13 protein-coding genes and 2 pseudogenes are annotated in these 16,749 nt (G+C 58.9%); 11 read left to right on the top strand and 4 right to left on the bottom strand.

The annotated features are described in order from the left end of the window. Positions 1 to 79 precede the first annotated feature (79 nt). Positions 80 to 1,135 (top strand): polysaccharide pyruvyl transferase family protein, encoded by a 1,056-nt coding sequence (locus tag PAE61_RS02365; RefSeq protein WP_271113833.1) that lies wholly within the window; start codon positions 80 to 82, stop codon positions 1,133 to 1,135. A 94-nt stretch (positions 1,136 to 1,229) separates the two neighbouring features. Here the strand turns inward: PAE61_RS02365 and PAE61_RS02360 are convergent, their stop codons facing one another. Continuing rightward, a complete protein-coding gene (locus PAE61_RS02360; RefSeq protein WP_271113832.1) occupies positions 1,230 to 2,174 on the bottom strand; it encodes an AraC family transcriptional regulator in 945 nt (314 codons plus the stop codon). A gap of 169 nt (positions 2,175 to 2,343) precedes the next feature. On the opposite strand from PAE61_RS02360, the gene dctP reads away from it, so the two are divergent. The 3 genes from dctP to PAE61_RS02345 are packed head-to-tail and all read left to right on the top strand — an operon-like array spanning position 2,344 to position 6,527. Next, positions 2,344 to 3,351, top strand: a complete 1,008-nt coding sequence (gene dctP, locus PAE61_RS02355) for a TRAP transporter substrate-binding protein DctP (RefSeq protein WP_271113831.1) — start codon at positions 2,344 to 2,346, stop codon at positions 3,349 to 3,351. Between the two features lie 6 nt (positions 3,352 to 3,357). After that, positions 3,358 to 5,376, top strand: a complete 2,019-nt coding sequence (locus PAE61_RS02350; RefSeq protein WP_271113830.1) for a TRAP transporter large permease subunit — start codon at positions 3,358 to 3,360, stop codon at positions 5,374 to 5,376. Then, the gene (locus tag PAE61_RS02345) at positions 5,373 to 6,527 is read left to right on the top strand and encodes a serine hydrolase domain-containing protein (RefSeq protein ID WP_271113829.1); all 1,155 of its coding nucleotides are present in this window, start codon (positions 5,373 to 5,375) and stop codon (positions 6,525 to 6,527) included. Before PAE61_RS02350 ends, PAE61_RS02345 begins: the two co-directional genes overlap by 4 nt. A gap of 161 nt (positions 6,528 to 6,688) precedes the next feature. Here the strand turns inward: PAE61_RS02345 and PAE61_RS02340 are convergent, their stop codons facing one another. Together PAE61_RS02340 and PAE61_RS02335 are read right to left on the bottom strand one after the other, a co-directional pair. Beyond that, positions 6,689 to 8,092 carry a uracil-xanthine permease family protein gene (locus PAE61_RS02340; RefSeq protein ID WP_271113828.1) on the bottom strand — a complete coding sequence of 468 codons (1,404 nt, stop codon included), beginning with the start codon at positions 8,090 to 8,092 and terminating at the stop codon, positions 6,689 to 6,691. A gap of 137 nt (positions 8,093 to 8,229) precedes the next feature. Beyond that, positions 8,230 to 8,841, bottom strand: coding sequence for a TetR/AcrR family transcriptional regulator (locus PAE61_RS02335; RefSeq protein WP_271113827.1), 612 nt, complete (start codon positions 8,839 to 8,841; stop codon positions 8,230 to 8,232). Positions 8,842 to 8,964: 123 nt separating this feature from the next. Here PAE61_RS02335 and PAE61_RS02330 point away from each other — a divergent pair, with 123 nt between their 5' ends. From PAE61_RS02330 to fghA, 6 genes are all read left to right on the top strand, one after another. Further along, positions 8,965 to 10,038 (top strand): Rieske 2Fe-2S domain-containing protein, encoded by a 1,074-nt coding sequence (locus tag PAE61_RS02330; RefSeq protein ID WP_271113826.1) that lies wholly within the window; start codon positions 8,965 to 8,967, stop codon positions 10,036 to 10,038. A 3-nt stretch (positions 10,039 to 10,041) separates the two neighbouring features. Then, a complete protein-coding gene (locus tag PAE61_RS02325) occupies positions 10,042 to 11,178 on the top strand; it encodes an FAD-binding oxidoreductase (RefSeq protein ID WP_271113825.1) in 1,137 nt (378 codons plus the stop codon). 29 nt (positions 11,179 to 11,207) lie between these two features. Next, a complete protein-coding gene (locus PAE61_RS02320) occupies positions 11,208 to 12,224 on the top strand; it encodes a xylose isomerase (protein WP_271113824.1) in 1,017 nt (338 codons plus the stop codon). Between the two features lie 130 nt (positions 12,225 to 12,354). Beyond that, positions 12,355 to 13,482 carry an S-(hydroxymethyl)glutathione dehydrogenase/class III alcohol dehydrogenase gene (locus tag PAE61_RS02315; RefSeq protein WP_271113823.1) on the top strand — a complete coding sequence of 376 codons (1,128 nt, stop codon included), beginning with the start codon at positions 12,355 to 12,357 and terminating at the stop codon, positions 13,480 to 13,482. Further along, positions 13,479 to 14,012 (top strand): GNAT family N-acetyltransferase, encoded by a 534-nt coding sequence (locus PAE61_RS02310; protein WP_353620373.1) that lies wholly within the window; start codon positions 13,479 to 13,481, stop codon positions 14,010 to 14,012. The genes PAE61_RS02315 and PAE61_RS02310 overlap by 4 nt, the downstream gene beginning before the upstream one ends. Next, entirely contained in the window at positions 14,002 to 14,844 is an 843-nt protein-coding gene (gene fghA, locus PAE61_RS02305; protein WP_271113822.1) for an S-formylglutathione hydrolase, read from the top strand. Before PAE61_RS02310 ends, fghA begins: the two co-directional genes overlap by 11 nt. A 68-nt stretch (positions 14,845 to 14,912) precedes the next feature. Here fghA and PAE61_RS02300 read toward each other — a convergent pair. Then, positions 14,913 to 15,279, bottom strand: a pseudogene (locus tag PAE61_RS02300) (transposase); the annotation flags it as partial. A gap of 99 nt (positions 15,280 to 15,378) precedes the next feature. On the opposite strand from PAE61_RS02300, the pseudogene PAE61_RS02295 reads away from it, so the two are divergent. Further along, positions 15,379 to 16,742: pseudogene (locus tag PAE61_RS02295) on the top strand (IS3 family transposase). Positions 16,743 to 16,749: the final 7 nt, after the last annotated feature.

Below are 16,749 nucleotides of genomic sequence, written 5' to 3'. Positions count from 1 at the left end.
GTCACCTTGCCCCCGACTCCGAGCCGCTTAACATGAGCACCTGACCGGAACGAAACCGGTGCAGGTCACGTTAAAATAAATGATCAGCACCCCGTATCATAAGTCAGAGAAACCCCCTCGGGCGTTGCTTGTGGGACATTTTTCCACAGTCGGGGATATCGAAGTTCTGCTGCAAGTCCAACAGCGTCTCGACGCTCTGGGAATGGCCTATGATGTATCGCCCTACACTGATATCTGCCTGTCGATCGACGATTCCTGGCTGGACAAATATCTTTTGGAGCCGGAACGCTATACGCATCTGATCGTGATATGCGGCCCTTTCACGCAGGAGATAGCTGCGCGGAACGACAGCATATTTGGCCGTTTTCAGCATTGCGTCCATATTGGCGTAAACCTGACAATGGTGCAGAGCATCCATGATTTTAACCCATTCGACATCTTGCTGGAACGGGACAGTGACCGAACTGTCCGCGCCGATCTGAGCTTTTGCGAAAATTCACCTTCCATACCTGTCGTTGGCTTGTGCCTTGCGAGTGCGCAGCGCGAATATGGTGAGCGTCGCCGGGGTGATCTGGCTGCCGAAAAGCTTCGCCGCCTGATCCGGAATGCCGGTGCTGCTTACATCGAATTGGACACGTCAGTGCCTGTCGAAAAAAATCGCTTTGGCATATCCAATGGGGCCGAGTTCGAAGCCATTTGCCGTCGCGTTGACGTCATGCTGACGAACAGGCTTCATGGTATGGTGCTTTCATTGAAGAACGGCATTCCCGTGATTGCGATAGATCCGGTCGCCGGAGGTGACAAGGTGACGCGGCAAGCCCGCAAGATCGGCTGGAATCAGATATTCGATGCTGAAAAGGTCACCGACACAGAGCTTGCCGCGGCTCTTCAATACAGCCTTTCTCAAGAGGCCAGAGAAATTGCGGCATCGGTAAAGGATACTGCGATACGTTCTCTCTCTGGATTTGACGCACTATTCGCAGAAGCGTTGAATATCCCTGCGAGACCAGAATTACGGGCTGATCTGGTCCCGCAGGATAGCTGGAGCCGGAAACTGCGTAAGCGGTTCAAAATCTGGAGGCGCGCACGGAGAAAGAGGAATGAGAACCGAAAAGAGTCAGCGTCCACCAAGTAAGAAATACCGGCAGCACGCTACCCTAGACCGGCTGCTCTCCGTAGAATTTAGATTCGATCGCAAATTTTTCAGCAAAGCCCAAGTGGCGACGTCCTCACACCCGGCTCGGCACCGCTCCGAACGCCTTCTTGAAAAGTCGCGAGAACTCGCTTGAACTTGAGAACCCGGTGTTGAGCGCTACCTGAGTCATTGTCATTTTGCGATCTCGATCTGTCAGCATTCCCCGAGCGGCTTCCAGTCTGCGCTTGCGCACGCGTTCCATGACAGACGGACCGTCGGCGAAGATCTTGTAAAGATAGCTGCGTGAAATCCCGCAGGTTGAAGCGATTTTGGCAGGGGTCAGGTCGGGGTTGCGGTAATTCGCGTCGATGAAGGCCAGCACCCTTGCACGCAAGGCTTGAACGGCGATGCTGTCATCCGACATCGCGCCGCCAGAACTCAGAAAGAACGCTACCGTATCGAGCATCTGATTGGTCATGAACCCGACCGTCCGTACGTCGGCTTCGTCGACATTCTGCAGAAGCTCGATGATCAATCGCTGCATCATGTGAAAAATCGCATCCGGTTGAACGATGGTCCTCGACAATATGCCGGCGTTGCAGCCCAATCGATGTTCCAGCGCGGTAACCGGAATTTTGACATTGAAGGTGGAGTAATCCCGCTTTACGCGAAGCTTGGCCGACAGACCGTTGTTCAGAAGATAGGTATTCTGCGGCAGAAGCTGCACCCGGTTGCCGTCGATTTCGCATAGCGCAGTTCCGCTTTCGGGAAAGCTCAGTGAGAAGAATGGTTCTTCCTGAAGTCGTCTGTTGTGGGATTTTTCGAATTGCTGGTTGCCGAACTCGATTCGGTTAAAGGACAGATCGCCGATCGTGCGGCTGTAGAGGCTTCCGGAGATATTACCTTCGACCACCGGCTTCACCTCAAGCGCACCCCACAGCCCGCTGAAGACAGACCGCCAGTGATCACGGTCTTCGCCCGATTGCGCGTCCACGCTTCGGCCGATAAGCGGCAATTCAGGGTTTCTTATCCGGTTCATCTCTCCAGCTCATCTTCGGGCAGAGTGGACGCTATCACAAAAACTTCTGTGATGCATCACAAGCTTCTTCAGCAATCCCATAGTAGAGTTGCGCAAGCAGAGGAGGCTGTCTGGAGGGCCGCAGATCGGCCAGGCGACAGTGCCATACGCAGATGTGAGGGAGGAAACAATGAATATCAAACTGGCCGCAACGCTGCTTTCGACGGCATCGGTTCTTGCAACTGCGGCACAGGCGCAGAATGATCCGGTCGAGTGGACGCTGGCCTATCTTTCGGTGAAGGGCACGATCTATGAGGAGGTTGTGCAGGCGATTCCGGACCGGATCGCTGAAGCAACGGATGGCGCTATCGTTATCACGCCGACTTCGTCATTGGTGGCTGGTGACCGGCTGCTGGAAAGCGTGCGCGACGGTCTAGTGGAAATGAGCATGCCGCTGACCGGATATTACACCGGATCACAGCCCCTGTTCACCGTTCCAAGCCTGCCTGGCTACTCGGAAAATTACGAGGATATGGCAGCGCTGATGGCATCGGATTACGGCGAGCAGGTCCGTGCGGTCTTTGAGGAAGACTATGGTGCCACGCAAGTGATGGAAAACGCGTTCTGCCCGCAGACCCTGTTTTCCACCAAGCCGATTACAACGCTGGAAGAATGGAATGGGCGCAAGTTGAGGGTCAATAATCGCGGCACAGGTTTGATCGGCGGCCAATTGGGGGCTGTCGCTGTGTCGCTCTCTGCGGCGGAGGTGCTGCCCGCGCTTGAACGCGGTGTCATCGACGGCGTCATCACGGACACATGCTGGGCTTATGGCGCCGGTTTCGGCTCGGTCATCACTCACGCAGCGGACTGGGATCTTGGCAAGGTCATCCCGTCGCCGGTGTTGGTCAACACCGAGGCGTGGGAAGCCCTGCAGGAAGATGTCCGGAACAAGGCTGCGGCGGAATTCGAGAAGATCGAGGCGGATTTCGCGGAACGCTGGAAGGAACGCACCGCCGAGCTTCCCGGATTATGGACCGACGCCGGCGTGGACTACACCGAGGTCAGAGACGAAGAAAACGCTCGCTTCAATGCCGAGGAGCTACAGGCCCCGGTGCTGGAGGCATGGCGGGAAGACATGCAGCGTGCCGGGCTCGATGCCGATGCCGTGCTGGACACAGCCAAGGCTGCAATCGAGTAATCCCGAATGACAACGACACGTGAATCGGATCCGGAGGTGGTTACGCCTCCGGTCATGTCCCGGGTGATATCGGCACTGTCAGGTTGGGTCGGCATGCTGGCTGTCCTGCTGATGCTGCTCAGCGTCAATATCGAGGTGATCGGCCGCAGCCTCTTCGATCACGCGACGATCTGGGTGACCGAGGTTTCGACCTATCTCGTGGTCGTCATAACCTTTGCCGGGACGGCCTTCGTCGCGAGCCGGGACGGCAATATCCGCGTCGACCTGCTGCTTGATCGCTTCTCCGCCGTGACCCAGACACTGATCCGCGCTGCGCTGACCTGGATCTCTGTGTTCATAGCGCTGATTGCTCTGTGGAAGTTTTCCAGCTTCTGGATGGAGAGCCTCGCCAACGGCACACGCAGCTGGAGCCTGCTGAACACGCCGCTTTGGATCCCGCAGCTCTCAGTCATGCTTGGTCTTGTGGCGATGATCCTCGCGCTGATCTGGCGTACGCCGTCCGCGCTTGGCCAGATCGCCTATCTCCCGGCGTTGGCGGCTATCGCTCTGGCACTTTTGCAGGGCTCTGGCGTTTTTCTGGGCCAGTTGAGCGTCAGTCAGAACCTGATTGCACAGGCTATCCTTGTCTCTGCATCGGCTGCACTTGCGGGCGGAGCCAGGACTATCGGTCTCATTGCCCTGTACGTGCTGCCGGTCATCGCCCTGTTTCTGGTCACGAGGGACGCGGGCCTCACCATCAAGTCCCTCGCCCTGATCAGTATTCTCTTCTTTCTTCTGTTCGCAGGACTGCCGGTCGCCTTCGCGCTGATGGGCATCGGGATCTTCGCCATGATCTTCTGGCTGAAGCCGGTTACGTTGAACTCGATTGGTGAGCGGGCCTGGACGTCAGTCAACACATTCGAACTGGCCGCCATACCGATGTTCGTGATGATGGGTACGATCCTTGTGCGCAGCAATGCCTCGGGAGAGATGTTTGCCGCCACTCAGGCCTTCATGGGCCGGTTGCGCGGAGGCTTGGCCTATGCCTCGCTTCTTGCCTCGGGCATCTTCGCGGCTGTCTCGGGGTCTAGCCTAGCAACAGCGGCAACGATGGGTCGTGTTGCCGGACCCGAGATGATGAAATCCGGCTATCGCGCGGCACTTGCATACGGTGTGCTTGCTGCCGGCGGAACACTCGGCATCCTGATCCCACCCAGCATTGCGATGATCATCTATGGTCCGATGGCTGGCGTTCCTGTGACCGAGTTGTTCATGGCCGGCATCATTCCCGGCCTGCTGATGATCGCGGCATTCACGGCGGTGGTGTTGGTCTGGGCGCTGATCGACCCGACGGCCTGCCCCGCTGCGGACGGGATGACGCTGCGCGAAAAACTTACCGCATTGAAAGGAGTCGTGCCATTCCTCCTGCTGATGGCAATGGTGCTCGGCTCGCTCTATGCCGGGATCGCCACCCCAACCGAGGCGGGAGCCGTCGGCGTGCTTGGTGCGATACTGCTCAGCCTGTTCCGCGGCTCGCTGAGCATCGAGGATTTCATTGGTGCGCTTGAGGAAACCGTAATGACAACCTCGTTCCTTTTGATCATCGCGGTTGGTGCGTCGGTGATGGGCTTTGCAATCGACTTCCTTGCAATGCCGCAGGCACTGGTGAAGTTCGTTGAATCGCTTGCGCTATCCAAGCTGGGTCTGTTCCTCGCAATCGTTGTTCTTTACCTGATCCTCGGCATGTTCGTCGAACCGATCAGCATGGTTTTGATGACGTTGCCGGTCATCTTGCCGGTGATCGCCGCTGCCGGATGGGATCCGCTGTGGTTTGGCATCGTTCTGGTGATGCTGGTGGAAATCGGACTAATCACGCCGCCTGTCGGCATGATCCTTTATATCCTGTCCGGCGTGTCGCAGAAGGGCACGACAATGTGGCAGATCTCGGTCGGCACGCTGCCATTCGTGATCGCCTTTCTCGCGATGGTTCTGCTGTTCTTCGCGGTGCCCCAGCTTGTTACCTTTCTGCCGGTGATGATGCGATGACTGAATTCGATTCGAGCCATGTCCGTAACTGGATATCGCGTGAGCAGAGGGCAGGTCGGTTGCGTGCGGGTGCACTGATGGTGTGTCACGGCCATCAGAAGCCCTTCAGGCTATGTTTCGGCAGTCGCAGCCAGAATGTGCCCCGAGACGAGGTCAGCGAGGATACCGCGTTCTGGATCGCCTCGATGACAAAGCCAGTGGTAACGGTGGCCGCGATGCGGCTGATCGAAGACGGGAAAATGACATTGCACGATGCTGTGACAAACTATGTGCCAGGATTCGGCAGTCTTGGTGTGATGGAATGCGATGCGGGGCTGGTACCACTCCAACGCCCGGTCACGGTCCTCGACCTGATGACACACAGCTCTGGCCTGACCTACGGTGCCTTCGGAGATGAGCCGATTCATCGCGAATACCGGAGGCTTTGTGCCTACGATTTCCAGTCAGACAACGCGACTATGGCCTCAAGGCTGGCTCAGCTTCCCCTGCTACACCAGCCCGGAGAAGTATTCGAATATGGCATGTCGACAGATCTGCTAGGGCGCGTGATCGAGGTGGTTGCGGGCGAGACATTGGACATTGTGCTGCGGCGCCTCGTGCTTGACCCTCTTGGGATGCACCGGACAGGTTTCCTGCCAGATCCGTCAACCACCGCAACTCTGCCGGACTCGGCGGTAAGCGATGCTTTCGCGCCGCCCGTTTCGACCGGGCCGTGTTGGTGCTCGGCCGGTGCTGGACTGTTTTCCACACTAGCCGACTATAACCGTTTCGCCGCGATGCTTCTGGGCGGCGGCAGGCTGGAGGGTAAGCAGCTTCTGCGACCGGAGACAGTCGCATTAATGAGCCGAAATAACCTGCCGGAGAATGTCGGGTATGGTGATTACACTGATACGCTAGGTATTATCGCTCCGACGCCTGAAAACGGGCTCGGTTTCGGGTTGAGCGTCGCGGTTCGGACAAAATGCGTACAAGCCATACCCGGCGCTGTTGGAGAAATTCTCTGGCCCGGGATCTCCGGCGCGAATTTTTGGGTCGATCCGGTCCATGAGTTGACGGTGGTATTGCTGACGCATGCCCCGGAGGAACGGGCGCAACATCGGATCGATCTGCGACGTGCGGTCTATGCTGGCTTGGAGGCGGGGCAGCCTTAAGCTCTGGGCTGCGAAATATGGCCTGCCAAGTTCATAGCCAAGTTTGTGACAGGATATCAGAACTGCTGCACCCGCGTAATTCGGACCGGTTTGTTATGATAAAGCAGCCTCAAATAGCACGGTGGCGGCATCAAATGCCGCCACCGTTAAGCCTTTAGTCCTCAGTTGCGGATCTTGACGCCGGACATGCCGCCCGAGAGTTCCTCGGTGGCTTCCTCGGCCAGTTGCTCCGGTACCACCAGGTTCATGATGATGGCGATCAGCGCCGCTGGCAGCAGGCCGCTGGTCAGCAGGATCTGCATGGTCGAAGGCAGCTTGTCGAGGGCTGCGGGTTCGAGTTGCAGCCCGAGGCCGAGGCTGAGTGCAAGCCCGAAGATCACCATGTTGCGGCGGTTCCATTCGACATCGGACAGGATCGACACCCCGGCAGCGGCGATCATGCCGAACATGACGATCACGCTGCCGCCTAGGACCTCGATCGGGACGGTAGAGATGATCGCGCCCAGTTTCGGGAACAGTCCGCACAGGATCAGGAAGATCGCGCCGAATGTGACGACATGACGGCTCATGACGCCGGTCATGGCGATCAGTCCGACATTCTGGCTGAATGAAGTGTTGGGCAGTGAGCCGAACATACCGGCAAAAGCGGTGCCGAGACCGTCGGCGAACGTGGCGCCGCGGATCTCATCATCTGTTGCTTCGCGTCCGGCTCCGCCTTTCAGGATGCCGCTCACATCGCCGACGGTTTCTACCGCCGAGACAAAGGCCATAAGCGAAATCCCGATAATTGCGCCAGCCGAGAACTCGATGCCGAAATGGAAGGGGTCGGGGACCGAGAACACACCGGCGCGCGCAACGCTGGTGAAATCGACCATGCCCAGAGGCAGAGCAACAAGATATCCGACGACCAGCCCGACCAGAATCGCCGAGATCGACAGCATGCCGCGCACGAAGAATTTGAAGCCGAGCGTGGTGAACACGACGATAAGCGCGACGGTCCAGTTCTGAAGGCTGCCATATTCCGGTGTACCGATGGCGGGAACGCCGCCGGCGGCATACTGAATGCCGACCCGGACCAGCGACAGCCCGATCAGCAGCACGACCAGCCCGGTGACCAGAGGCGGCAGTGCAAAGCGGATCTTGCCGATAAACAGACCCAGAATGCCGTGGAACAATCCGCCGATAACAACGCCGCCGGTCAGTGCGGCCATTGCATCAACGCCTTTGCCGGCGACGATCGGAACCATGATCGGGATGAAGGCGAAGGACGTGCCCATCACCACCGGCAGCCTTGCGCCGACCGGGCCGATGCCGATGGTTTGCAACAATGTCGTAATACCGGCGAAGAACATCGAGATCTGGATCAGATAGATCATCTCGGGGAAATCCGGGCTGTTCGACCCGTAACCGAAGCCTGCTGCGCCCGCGATAATGATTGCGGGCGTCACATTGGCGACGAACATCGCCATCACATGCTGGATGCCGAGCGGAATTGCCTGATGTAAAGGTGGTGTGTAGTTCGGATCGCGAAGTTGCTCCGGCGTGCCGATTGCCTTGGTGGCCATATTCATGCCCCTCCCTGGGATGCTTTGCAGCAGTTGAAAAATCCGCGCGATGCATTCTCCTCTTATGCGTTCGCGGGATGGTGGAAGCGGCAAGGGTCCGGCTGGGTCCTGCCGCGCGTTTTCCTGATTCGGTTCCTTTATCTGGGAATGCTGTTGTCGGATGCTGGCGCGATCGCGATCAGCACGACCTCAGCCAGTTCCGCTGTGAATGCGTCATTGATCGGCGCGTGCCGTGCGAAGGCCCGGAAATAGAGCGGCCCTGCATAGAGATCGATGATCAGGTCGCTGTCGAGATCCGAGCGGAAAAACCCCTTCCGCTGGCCATGCTGAATCAGCGCCCGTCCATAGTCGCGCCGCTGCCGCAGGAAATCGGCGTGAAACCTTTCCATAAGCTCGGGATCGTTTTGCGCACGGCCCAAGATTTCGGCCATGATCCGGCCTACGCGGCCACCGAGAAACCTGCCGAGTGAGGTGATGTATTCGCGCAGCGCATCGGGTGGGTGACCGCGCAGATCTGCCATGACGGCATCCTCAACCTCGTCCAGAAACGCGTCGATGACGATTTCCTCGACCGAGTTCCACCGGCGATAAACAGTCGGGCGGCTTGTGCCTGCGGTTTCTGCGATCTCGCTGATGGTCAGTGACGCAAGAGACTTCTCGGCAAGCAACTGCCATGTCGCGTCGGTGATTCGACGGTCCAGCTCATCATCGAGTTTCCGGCCTCCGGCATTGCGTAAAACTGCGGTCATCGAATTGTTGCTTAACCCTCTTGATTTGTGCGTTACACCGTGTATCGTTACATAGCGTAACGCACACCCAGGAAACCGCCAAGAACTTTTTTATCTTCGGCACCAAGGGAGGAGACGAAGACCATGAATCACCCACTGGTTAATGAGAAAACCTTTCTCGACAATGAGACCTGGCGCTACTTCTGGCATCCGGTCTGCACGGCTAAGGAACTGGAGGAATCGGATACCGGTCGCGGCCAGTTGCTGCGCGTCAAACTGCTGAACACCGATATTGTTGTCGCACGGCTCGATCACGGCGTCGTTGCGATGAACAACCGCTGCCCGCACCGCTCGGCGCAGCTTCACCTCGGCTGGAACAAGGGTAACTGCATCCAGTGCCCCTATCACGGCTGGATGTGGGGCGAGGATGGCAAATGCATGGGCATTCCCGCCGCGCCGGATGGACCGATCCCGCCCAATGCCAAGGCCACCGCCTATGACTGCCAGGAAAAATACGGTCTGATCTGGGTGCGTCTGGAGGGCTCGGCCGATACGGAAATCCCCGGCCATATCGTTTATGATGACCCGGATTTCAAATGCGTCCACGGTCCGTCCTATGACTGGAAAACCCATTCCGCCCGCCGGGTCGAGAACTATACCGACCTTGCGCATTTCCCCTTCGTCCACCCCGAGACGCTGGGCCGCGACGGGCATGTCACCTTCCTCACGCCGGACATCAATTTCCGCAAGGAAGGGCGGATGCGCTTCCGCTATGATCCGCCAGAGGATGCACGTCAGGCGATGGATGCCAGCGGCGGGCTGTCGGCATTGGCCTTCACCGACTATACGATCAACCTGCCTTTCGGCGTGACGCTGGATCTGACGCTGCAGAATGGCAACCGTACCGTGATGTGGATGTGGGCCACGCCGCTGGACGATATCCATTGCCGCAGCTTCTGGTTCGCCTGCCGCAATTCGGACCATGACGGCCCAGATCAGCCGCATATGGATATGCAGGCCGTCATTCTGGAAGAGGATGTCGATATCGTCGAAAGCCAGGATCCCGAACAGATCCCGCATCCGCGCGACGAAATCGCTGTCGGTCCCGACAAGGTCTCGCTGACCTATCGCCGCCTGCTTTACGAACTGTGCAAAGCGAAATCGCAGGGGCCCGAGGCGCTCAAGACCTATCTGACCAACGAACGCGACAATATCTGAGCCATGGACAGTACCCATCTGGACAAATGGCATTCAGGTCGTTGGGATCTCGAATGCGTGGATATCGAATCCGAGACCCATGACGTCAAAACCTTCCACTTCCGGGTTCGCCCGGGAGTGGATGGCGATGCACCGCTTTGCCTGCATCGCCCCGGTCAGTTCGTGACCCTTCGTCTGCGTCACGGTGAAAAGCTGGTGCCGAGATCCTATACGATCTCATCCTCGCCCTCGCGCCCGCATCTCATGACGATGACGATCAAGCGCGATCCGCGGGGCCTTGTGTCGCGCTATATGCATGACGTGCTGAAAGTCGGCGATGTGCTTCCGGTCAGCGGGCCGGGTGGGCATTTCGACCTGATCTCGACCACGCCACGGCAGAAAATCGTGATGTTGTCGGGCGGATCGGGGATCACGCCTCTGATGTCAATGCTGCGCTATATCCACGATACGCGGGCCAAGGATTACGAGGTCACCTTCCTGCATTCGGCGCGGACGCCCGAGGACATCATCTTCCGCCGCGAGTTGGAGCTGATCGCCGAGCGCACCAATACCAAGCTGGGCTTCATCTGCCAGACAGATGCCGAGCCGGGGATGGATGAGGGCTTCCTGACCCGTGAGGTTCTGGAAAAACACGCCCCCGACATCCTGAACAGCACGGTCCTGACCTGTGGACCTGCGCCCTATATGGATGCGGTCAAATCCATTCTGGCCGAGATCGGCTTCGACATGGCGCATTACCATCAGGAAAGTTTCGGCGACCCGGCCGAGCGGGAAAACCCCGCCGATGCCACACCCGAGACCCTGACGCTGGATCGCAAGGAAGAGCCCGAGCATATCCATCACGACGCCGAGCATCCCGCGCCAGAGCCGGATTCGGACGAGACCGAGATCACCTTTACCGTCTCGGATCTGACCGTTCCCTATAAGCCGGGCCAGACCATTCTGGAGGTGGCGACAGCCGCCGGGATCGCGATTGCGACAAACTGCCAGATGGGGCTCTGCGGCACCTGCAAGGCGCATTGCTTGTCCGGCACGGTCAATATGGACGATACCGAGGGGCTCGAACCCGGCGAAGAAGAGGCCGGGATGGTGCTGACCTGCTGCGGCCGCCCGCAAGGCCCGATTCAGATCGAGCTTTAACCTATAAACACCGAATATTCGGGGAAGCCATGATTAACGATGATTTCTCATTGGGATGCAATGGGCGCGGCCTGATGCATACTCAGGAACTGCCGCTTGAGGACCAGTTCAGGATGCTGCGCGACAGCGGGGTTTTCGACCATTTCGACCGCATTCCGCAACCCGGTCTGGAACGCGAATATGTCGAGGCGTCGAACAAGTATGGCGTGCCGCTGACCACCGGATTATGGACCTATCAGATCGGCAAGGATGAAGATCTGGTGCGCCATAATCTCGAATGGGCGGCGAAAGCCGGGGCGAAATGTCATAACCTGATGATCTCGACCAATCACGCGAAGGGCCATGTGGTCACGGATGACGAGGTGGTCGAGTTCTATCTGCGTGCCTATGAGGCGGGCGAAAGTCTTGGTATCACCATCTCGGCCGAGGTGCATATCTATATGTTCACCGAGGATTTCCGCCGGATCACCCCGGTTGCGGAAAAGGTCCGGTCGCGCGGCGTGCCGTTCAATTTCGTGCTGGATCACAGCCATGTTCTTCTGAAGATCGAAAGCCCCGAAGAGCAGGACGCCAGCGGCATCCGCGAGGATGTCGAGACCGGGCGTCTGATCCTCGATCCCTATGATGAGGGCAATGTCATCGACGAATGGATCGACCAGAATATGATCGTCTGGTTGCAGGTTCGTCCGGTCTCGCCCAACGGGCCGAAGAACACCGGAATGATGGGTCCGGGCGGACGTTGGGGCCGGGCCTGCCAGTATCCGTTCACACGCCCCGGACCGGGCGAGTGGGATCATTTCTGGCATGCCTACCGGGTCGAGCCCTGCAAGGAAGTCGTGCGCAAGGTCTTCCGCCATCATCGCGACACGCCGGACAGCCCGCTGCGCTGGATGACGACCGACATGATCGACATGCCGGATTATGGCGGCGGCGTCGGCTATTCGCTGTTCGATCAGAATGTCGCCATCGCCGAGTGGATCCGCGACACCTGGCAGCAGATCGTCGTCGCCGACAGGCCGAAGCAGGTCGCCAGCCCGGCTGCATGATGCTAAGGATGCCAAGGCTGACGATCGTTCCGTTGACACCTTGTCCCTGTGCATCGGCACTTGTGACACCCCGTATCAAACCGCTTGCCGGCCCTGATCCGGTTATCTCTGTTCTGGAAAGGAAAAAACCATGAAGACCCGCGCCGCAGTCGCCCTTGAAGCTGGCAAGCCGCTTGAGATCATGGAGGTCAATCTCGACGGTCCGAAACCGGGTGAGGTTCTGGTCGAGGTCAAGGCGACCGGTCTCTGTCATACGGATGAATTCACCCGCTCGGGCGCGGATCCCGAGGGGATCTTCCCGGCCATTCTGGGCCATGAGGGCGCAGGCGTGGTGGTCGAGGTGGGCGCGGGCGTCACCAGCGTGAAGCCGGGCGATCATGTCATTCCGCTTTATACGCCGGAATGCCGCCAATGTGCGTCCTGCCTGTCGGGCAAGACCAATCTCTGCACAGCGATCCGTGCGACGCAGGGGCAGGGGCTGATGCCGGATGGGACCAGCCGCTTTTCGATGCCGGACGGGACGCCGATCCATCACTATATGGGCTGCTCGACCTTCTCGAATTTCACCGTGCTGCCTGAGATCGCCGTGGCGAAGGTGCGCGAGGACGCGCCGTTCGACAAGATCTGCTATATCGGCTGCGGCGTGACGACGGGGATCGGGGCCGTGATCAACACGGCCAAGGTCGAGGTTGGCGCGAAAGCGGTTGTGTTCGGGCTTGGGGGAATCGGGCTGAACGTCATTCAGGGGCTGCGTCTGGCAGGCGCGGACATGATCATCGGCGTCGATCTGAACGACGACAAGAAAGAGATGGCCGAGCGTTTCGGCATGACCCATTTCGTGAACCCCTCGAAGGTGGAAAACACTGTGCAGGAGATCGTCGAACTGACGAAAACACCGTTCGACCAGATCGGCGGGGCGGATTACAGCTTCGACGCCACCGGCAACGTCAAGGTGATGCGTGACGCGCTGGAATGCACCCATCGCGGCTGGGGTCAGTCGGTGATCATCGGCGTAGCGCCCGCCGGGGCCGAGATCAGCACGCGCCCCTTCCAGCTGGTCACCGGCCGGATCTGGAAAGGCACGGCCTTCGGCGGTGCGCGGGGTCGGACCGATGTGCCGAAGATCGTTGACTGGTACATGGACGGCAAGATCGAGATCGACCCGATGATCACCCACACCATGCCTCTGGACGACATCAACAAGGGTTTCGACCTGATGCATGCCGGTGAATCCATCCGCTCGGTGGTGCTGTATTGACCATTGCCGGCACAGTCGCGCCCGTCTCGATCCGAGAGGCGGGCGTTCAGGATCACGACGTGATATGGGCGATCCTCGAACCGGTCTATCGTGCCGGAGAGACTTATTGCATCGACCGTGATATCGACCGTGCCGGAGCGCTTGAGGACTGGTTCGCCGCGCCCTTCACCGCCTTCGTGGCCGAGCGCGGCGGGGTGGTTCTGGGCACCAGCCATATCGGCGCAAATCGTGGCGGAGGCGGCAGCCATGTCGCCAATGCCAGCTTCGCCACCGCCGCTGCCGCTCGCGGGCAAGGCGTGGCGCGGGAACTGGTCACCCATGCGAAGCAATGGGCGCGCGGGCAAGGATTCCGCGCGATGCAGTTCAATTTCGTGGTCGCAACCAATGCCGACGCGATCCATAGCTGGGAAAAAGCCGGGTTCCGCGTCGTGGGCCGTCTGCCCGGCGCGTTCAGCCATCCCGCGCAAGGCTATGTGGATGCGTTTGTCATGTATCAGGATCTGACTGAAGGAGGCCGGAATGGCGCTTGAAACGATCAGCGAAAATCGCAGCTTCGGCGGACGGCAGGGCGTATATCGCCATGCGTCATCCGCGACCGGGACGGATATGGTCTTCGCCGTCTATCTGCCCCCGCAGGCGACGGAAACCGAGGTGCCGGTGCTGTGGTATCTCTCGGGCCTGACCTGCACCCATGAAAACGCCATGACCAAGGCAGGTGCGCAGGAACATGCGGCGCGTGAGGGTATCGCGCTGATCTTCCCCGACACCTCGCCGCGGGGCGAGGGCGTGGCCGATGACGAGGCCTATGATCTGGGACAGGGCGCGGGGTTCTATGTGAACGCGACGCAGGACCCTTGGGCGAAGCATTTCCGGATGTGGGATTATATCACCCAGGAACTCCCGGATCTGGTCTTTTCCGAATTCCCGCTGGACCGCGAGGCGCAGGGCATTACCGGGCATTCGATGGGCGGGCATGGTGCGCTGAGCATGGCGATGACCCTGCCCGAGACCTATCGTTCGGTCTCGGCCTTCGCGCCGATCGCAAATCCGTCGGGCTCGGATTGGGGCCGGAAACAGCTTGGTGCCTATCTGGGCGACGACCGCGCCGCATGGGCCGCCCATGATTCCACGCTGCTGATGCGCGAAAAGGGCTATCCCGGAGAGATCCTGATCGATCAGGGGACCGACGACCAGTTCCTTGACCTGCTGAAGCCCGAAGCTCTGGCTGAGGCCGTCGCCGCACGTCGTCAGCCTGCCACGTTGCGGATGCAACAGGGTTATGATCACAGCTATTTCTTCGTGCAGAGCTTCATCGGCGATCATGTCGATTGGCACGCGGAAAGGTTGTGGAAGCTTCCCTGACAGGTCTCCCTGAAACTTCCCCACTTGAGTGGTCCGCCACAATAATTAGGCTCCAGCCTCGTTAACTTTCATATCCAGAAGAGGACAGTTGCGGCGAGAGCGGTGGCCGAGAAGAAGGTTTCCGGGCATCTGTCGTAACGGGTTGCCACGCGTCTCCAGTCCTTCAAGCATCCGAACATGATTTCGATGCGGTTGCGGGGTTTGTATCGGCGTTTGTCATATTTGACTGCCTCCTTGCGGGATTTCCGGTCGGGAATGCAGACCTTTATCCCCTTGCTTTTCAAGGCATCTCTGAACCAGTCGGTATCATCGCCCCGATCGGCCAGCAGCCAATCCGCCTCCGGCAGGCCGCCCCTTCGCGTCGGTGACAGCTTGCAGCTTGGTATTCATCCCACCCTTGGTCCGGCCTATCTGACGAGCGCACCCCCCTTTTTTACCGCCAGGCTCGCTGTCCGCCGTCAGCGCCCGTGGCACAGATTTGAGGTTGTGATTTAAGGAGGATTTGGGTCTCGTCGGAGTGACGAAGGAACGCAGATGAGACCCAAACCCTCCAGATCGAAATCACCGTCCAAAGCCCCCGCCGAACAGGTGGTGAAAGATATCCGCCGCAAGGTACGACGCCATTTCTCCGCAGAGGACAAGATCCGGATCGTGCTGGACGGCCTGCGTGGCGATGACAGTATTGCCAAGCTATGCCGCTGCGAAGGGATCGCTCAGAACCTGTATTACACATGGTCCAAGGAGTTCATGAAGGCTGGCAAGCGTCGTCTGGCCGTGACACGGCCCGTGCAGCAACCACCGATGAGATGAAAGGCCCGCGCCGTGAAGCACGCGACCTGAAGGAATGCGTCGCCGATCTGACACGGGAAAACCGCCTGCTTAAAAAAGCATGATCACGGATGGGAACGACGAGACATGAGGTATCCCGCATCCGAGAAGCTCGAGATTATCCGGCTCGTCGAGCAATCCCACTTGCCGGTAAAGCGCACGCTGGAGCAGTTGGGCATTGCACGGCGAACCTTTTACCGTTGGTACGATCTATATCTCGCAGGCGGCCCAGAGGCGTTGGAAGACCGCCCACCCGCGCCGCGCCGGGTCTGGAACCGCATTCCCGTCGCGATCCATGATCAGATCATCGAGATGGCGCTGGAGCAGTCCGAGCCCTCACCGCCAGAACTCGCCGTGCGCTTCACGGACGAAAAGCGCTACTTCGTGTCGGAAGCCACGCACTATCGCCTTCTGAAGGCGCATGATCTGATCACCAGTCCAGCCTTCGTGGTGATCAGGGCGGCCGATGAGTTCAAACGCAAAACCAGCCGCCCCAACGAGTTGTGGCAAACCGGCTTCACCTATTTCGAGATCATCGGTTGGGGCTGGGTGTATCTGTCGACCGTGCTCGACGATTACTCGCGCTACATCATCGCCTGGAAACTGTGCACCACCATGCGCGCCGAGGATGTGACCGACACACTGGAGCTGGCGCTCAGTGCTTCAGGCTGTGATCAGGCCCATATGCGCCACAAGCCTCGGCTGCTCAGCGATAATGGCCCGAGCTATATCGCCGGCGAACTGCTGAATGGATCGAGGCGCAAGGCATGAGCCATGTGCGTGGAGCCCCATTGCATCCCCAAACTCAGGGCAAGATCGAGCGCTGGCACCAGACCCTCAAAAACCGCATCCTGCTGGAAAACGACTTCCTGCCGGGCGATCTCGAAGCCCAGATCGAGGCCTTCGTCGAACATTACAATCACCGGCGGTACCATGAGAGCCTGAGTAACGTGACACCCGCCGATACCTACTTTGGCAAAGCCAAAATCATCATAAAACAACGCGAAAGGATCAAGCGACAGACCATCGAACAACGGCGCTTGCAGCACCGCATAAGATCAAACCAATGACGAGGCC

Origin of the sequence: Paracoccus aerodenitrificans, from assembly GCF_027913215.1 — a bacterium.
Taxonomy (GTDB): domain Bacteria; phylum Pseudomonadota; class Alphaproteobacteria; order Rhodobacterales; family Rhodobacteraceae; genus Paracoccus; species Paracoccus aerodenitrificans.
Note: the sequence above shows the minus strand (reverse complement) of the source record. Positions and strands in the feature narration are given on the sequence as shown.

What these genes read in the sequence shown, in the direction of transcription:
- PAE61_RS02365 (WP_271113833.1), top strand. Translation starts at nt 80, where the DNA reads ATGATCAGCACCCCGTATCATAAGTCAGAGAAACCCCCTCGGGCGTTG.
- PAE61_RS02360 (WP_271113832.1), bottom strand. Translation starts at nt 2,174, where the DNA reads ATGAACCGGATAAGAAACCCTGAATTGCCGCTTATCGGCCGAAGCGTG.
- dctP (WP_271113831.1), top strand. Translation starts at nt 2,344, where the DNA reads ATGAATATCAAACTGGCCGCAACGCTGCTTTCGACGGCATCGGTTCTT.
- PAE61_RS02350 (WP_271113830.1), top strand. Translation starts at nt 3,358, where the DNA reads ATGACAACGACACGTGAATCGGATCCGGAGGTGGTTACGCCTCCGGTC.
- PAE61_RS02345 (WP_271113829.1), top strand. Translation starts at nt 5,373, where the DNA reads ATGACTGAATTCGATTCGAGCCATGTCCGTAACTGGATATCGCGTGAG.
- PAE61_RS02340 (WP_271113828.1), bottom strand. Translation starts at nt 8,092, where the DNA reads ATGGCCACCAAGGCAATCGGCACGCCGGAGCAACTTCGCGATCCGAAC.
- PAE61_RS02335 (WP_271113827.1), bottom strand. Translation starts at nt 8,841, where the DNA reads ATGACCGCAGTTTTACGCAATGCCGGAGGCCGGAAACTCGATGATGAG.
- PAE61_RS02330 (WP_271113826.1), top strand. Translation starts at nt 8,965, where the DNA reads ATGAATCACCCACTGGTTAATGAGAAAACCTTTCTCGACAATGAGACC.
- PAE61_RS02325 (WP_271113825.1), top strand. Translation starts at nt 10,042, where the DNA reads ATGGACAGTACCCATCTGGACAAATGGCATTCAGGTCGTTGGGATCTC.
- PAE61_RS02320 (WP_271113824.1), top strand. Translation starts at nt 11,208, where the DNA reads ATGATTAACGATGATTTCTCATTGGGATGCAATGGGCGCGGCCTGATG.
- PAE61_RS02315 (WP_271113823.1), top strand. Translation starts at nt 12,355, where the DNA reads ATGAAGACCCGCGCCGCAGTCGCCCTTGAAGCTGGCAAGCCGCTTGAG.
- fghA (WP_271113822.1), top strand. Translation starts at nt 14,002, where the DNA reads ATGGCGCTTGAAACGATCAGCGAAAATCGCAGCTTCGGCGGACGGCAG.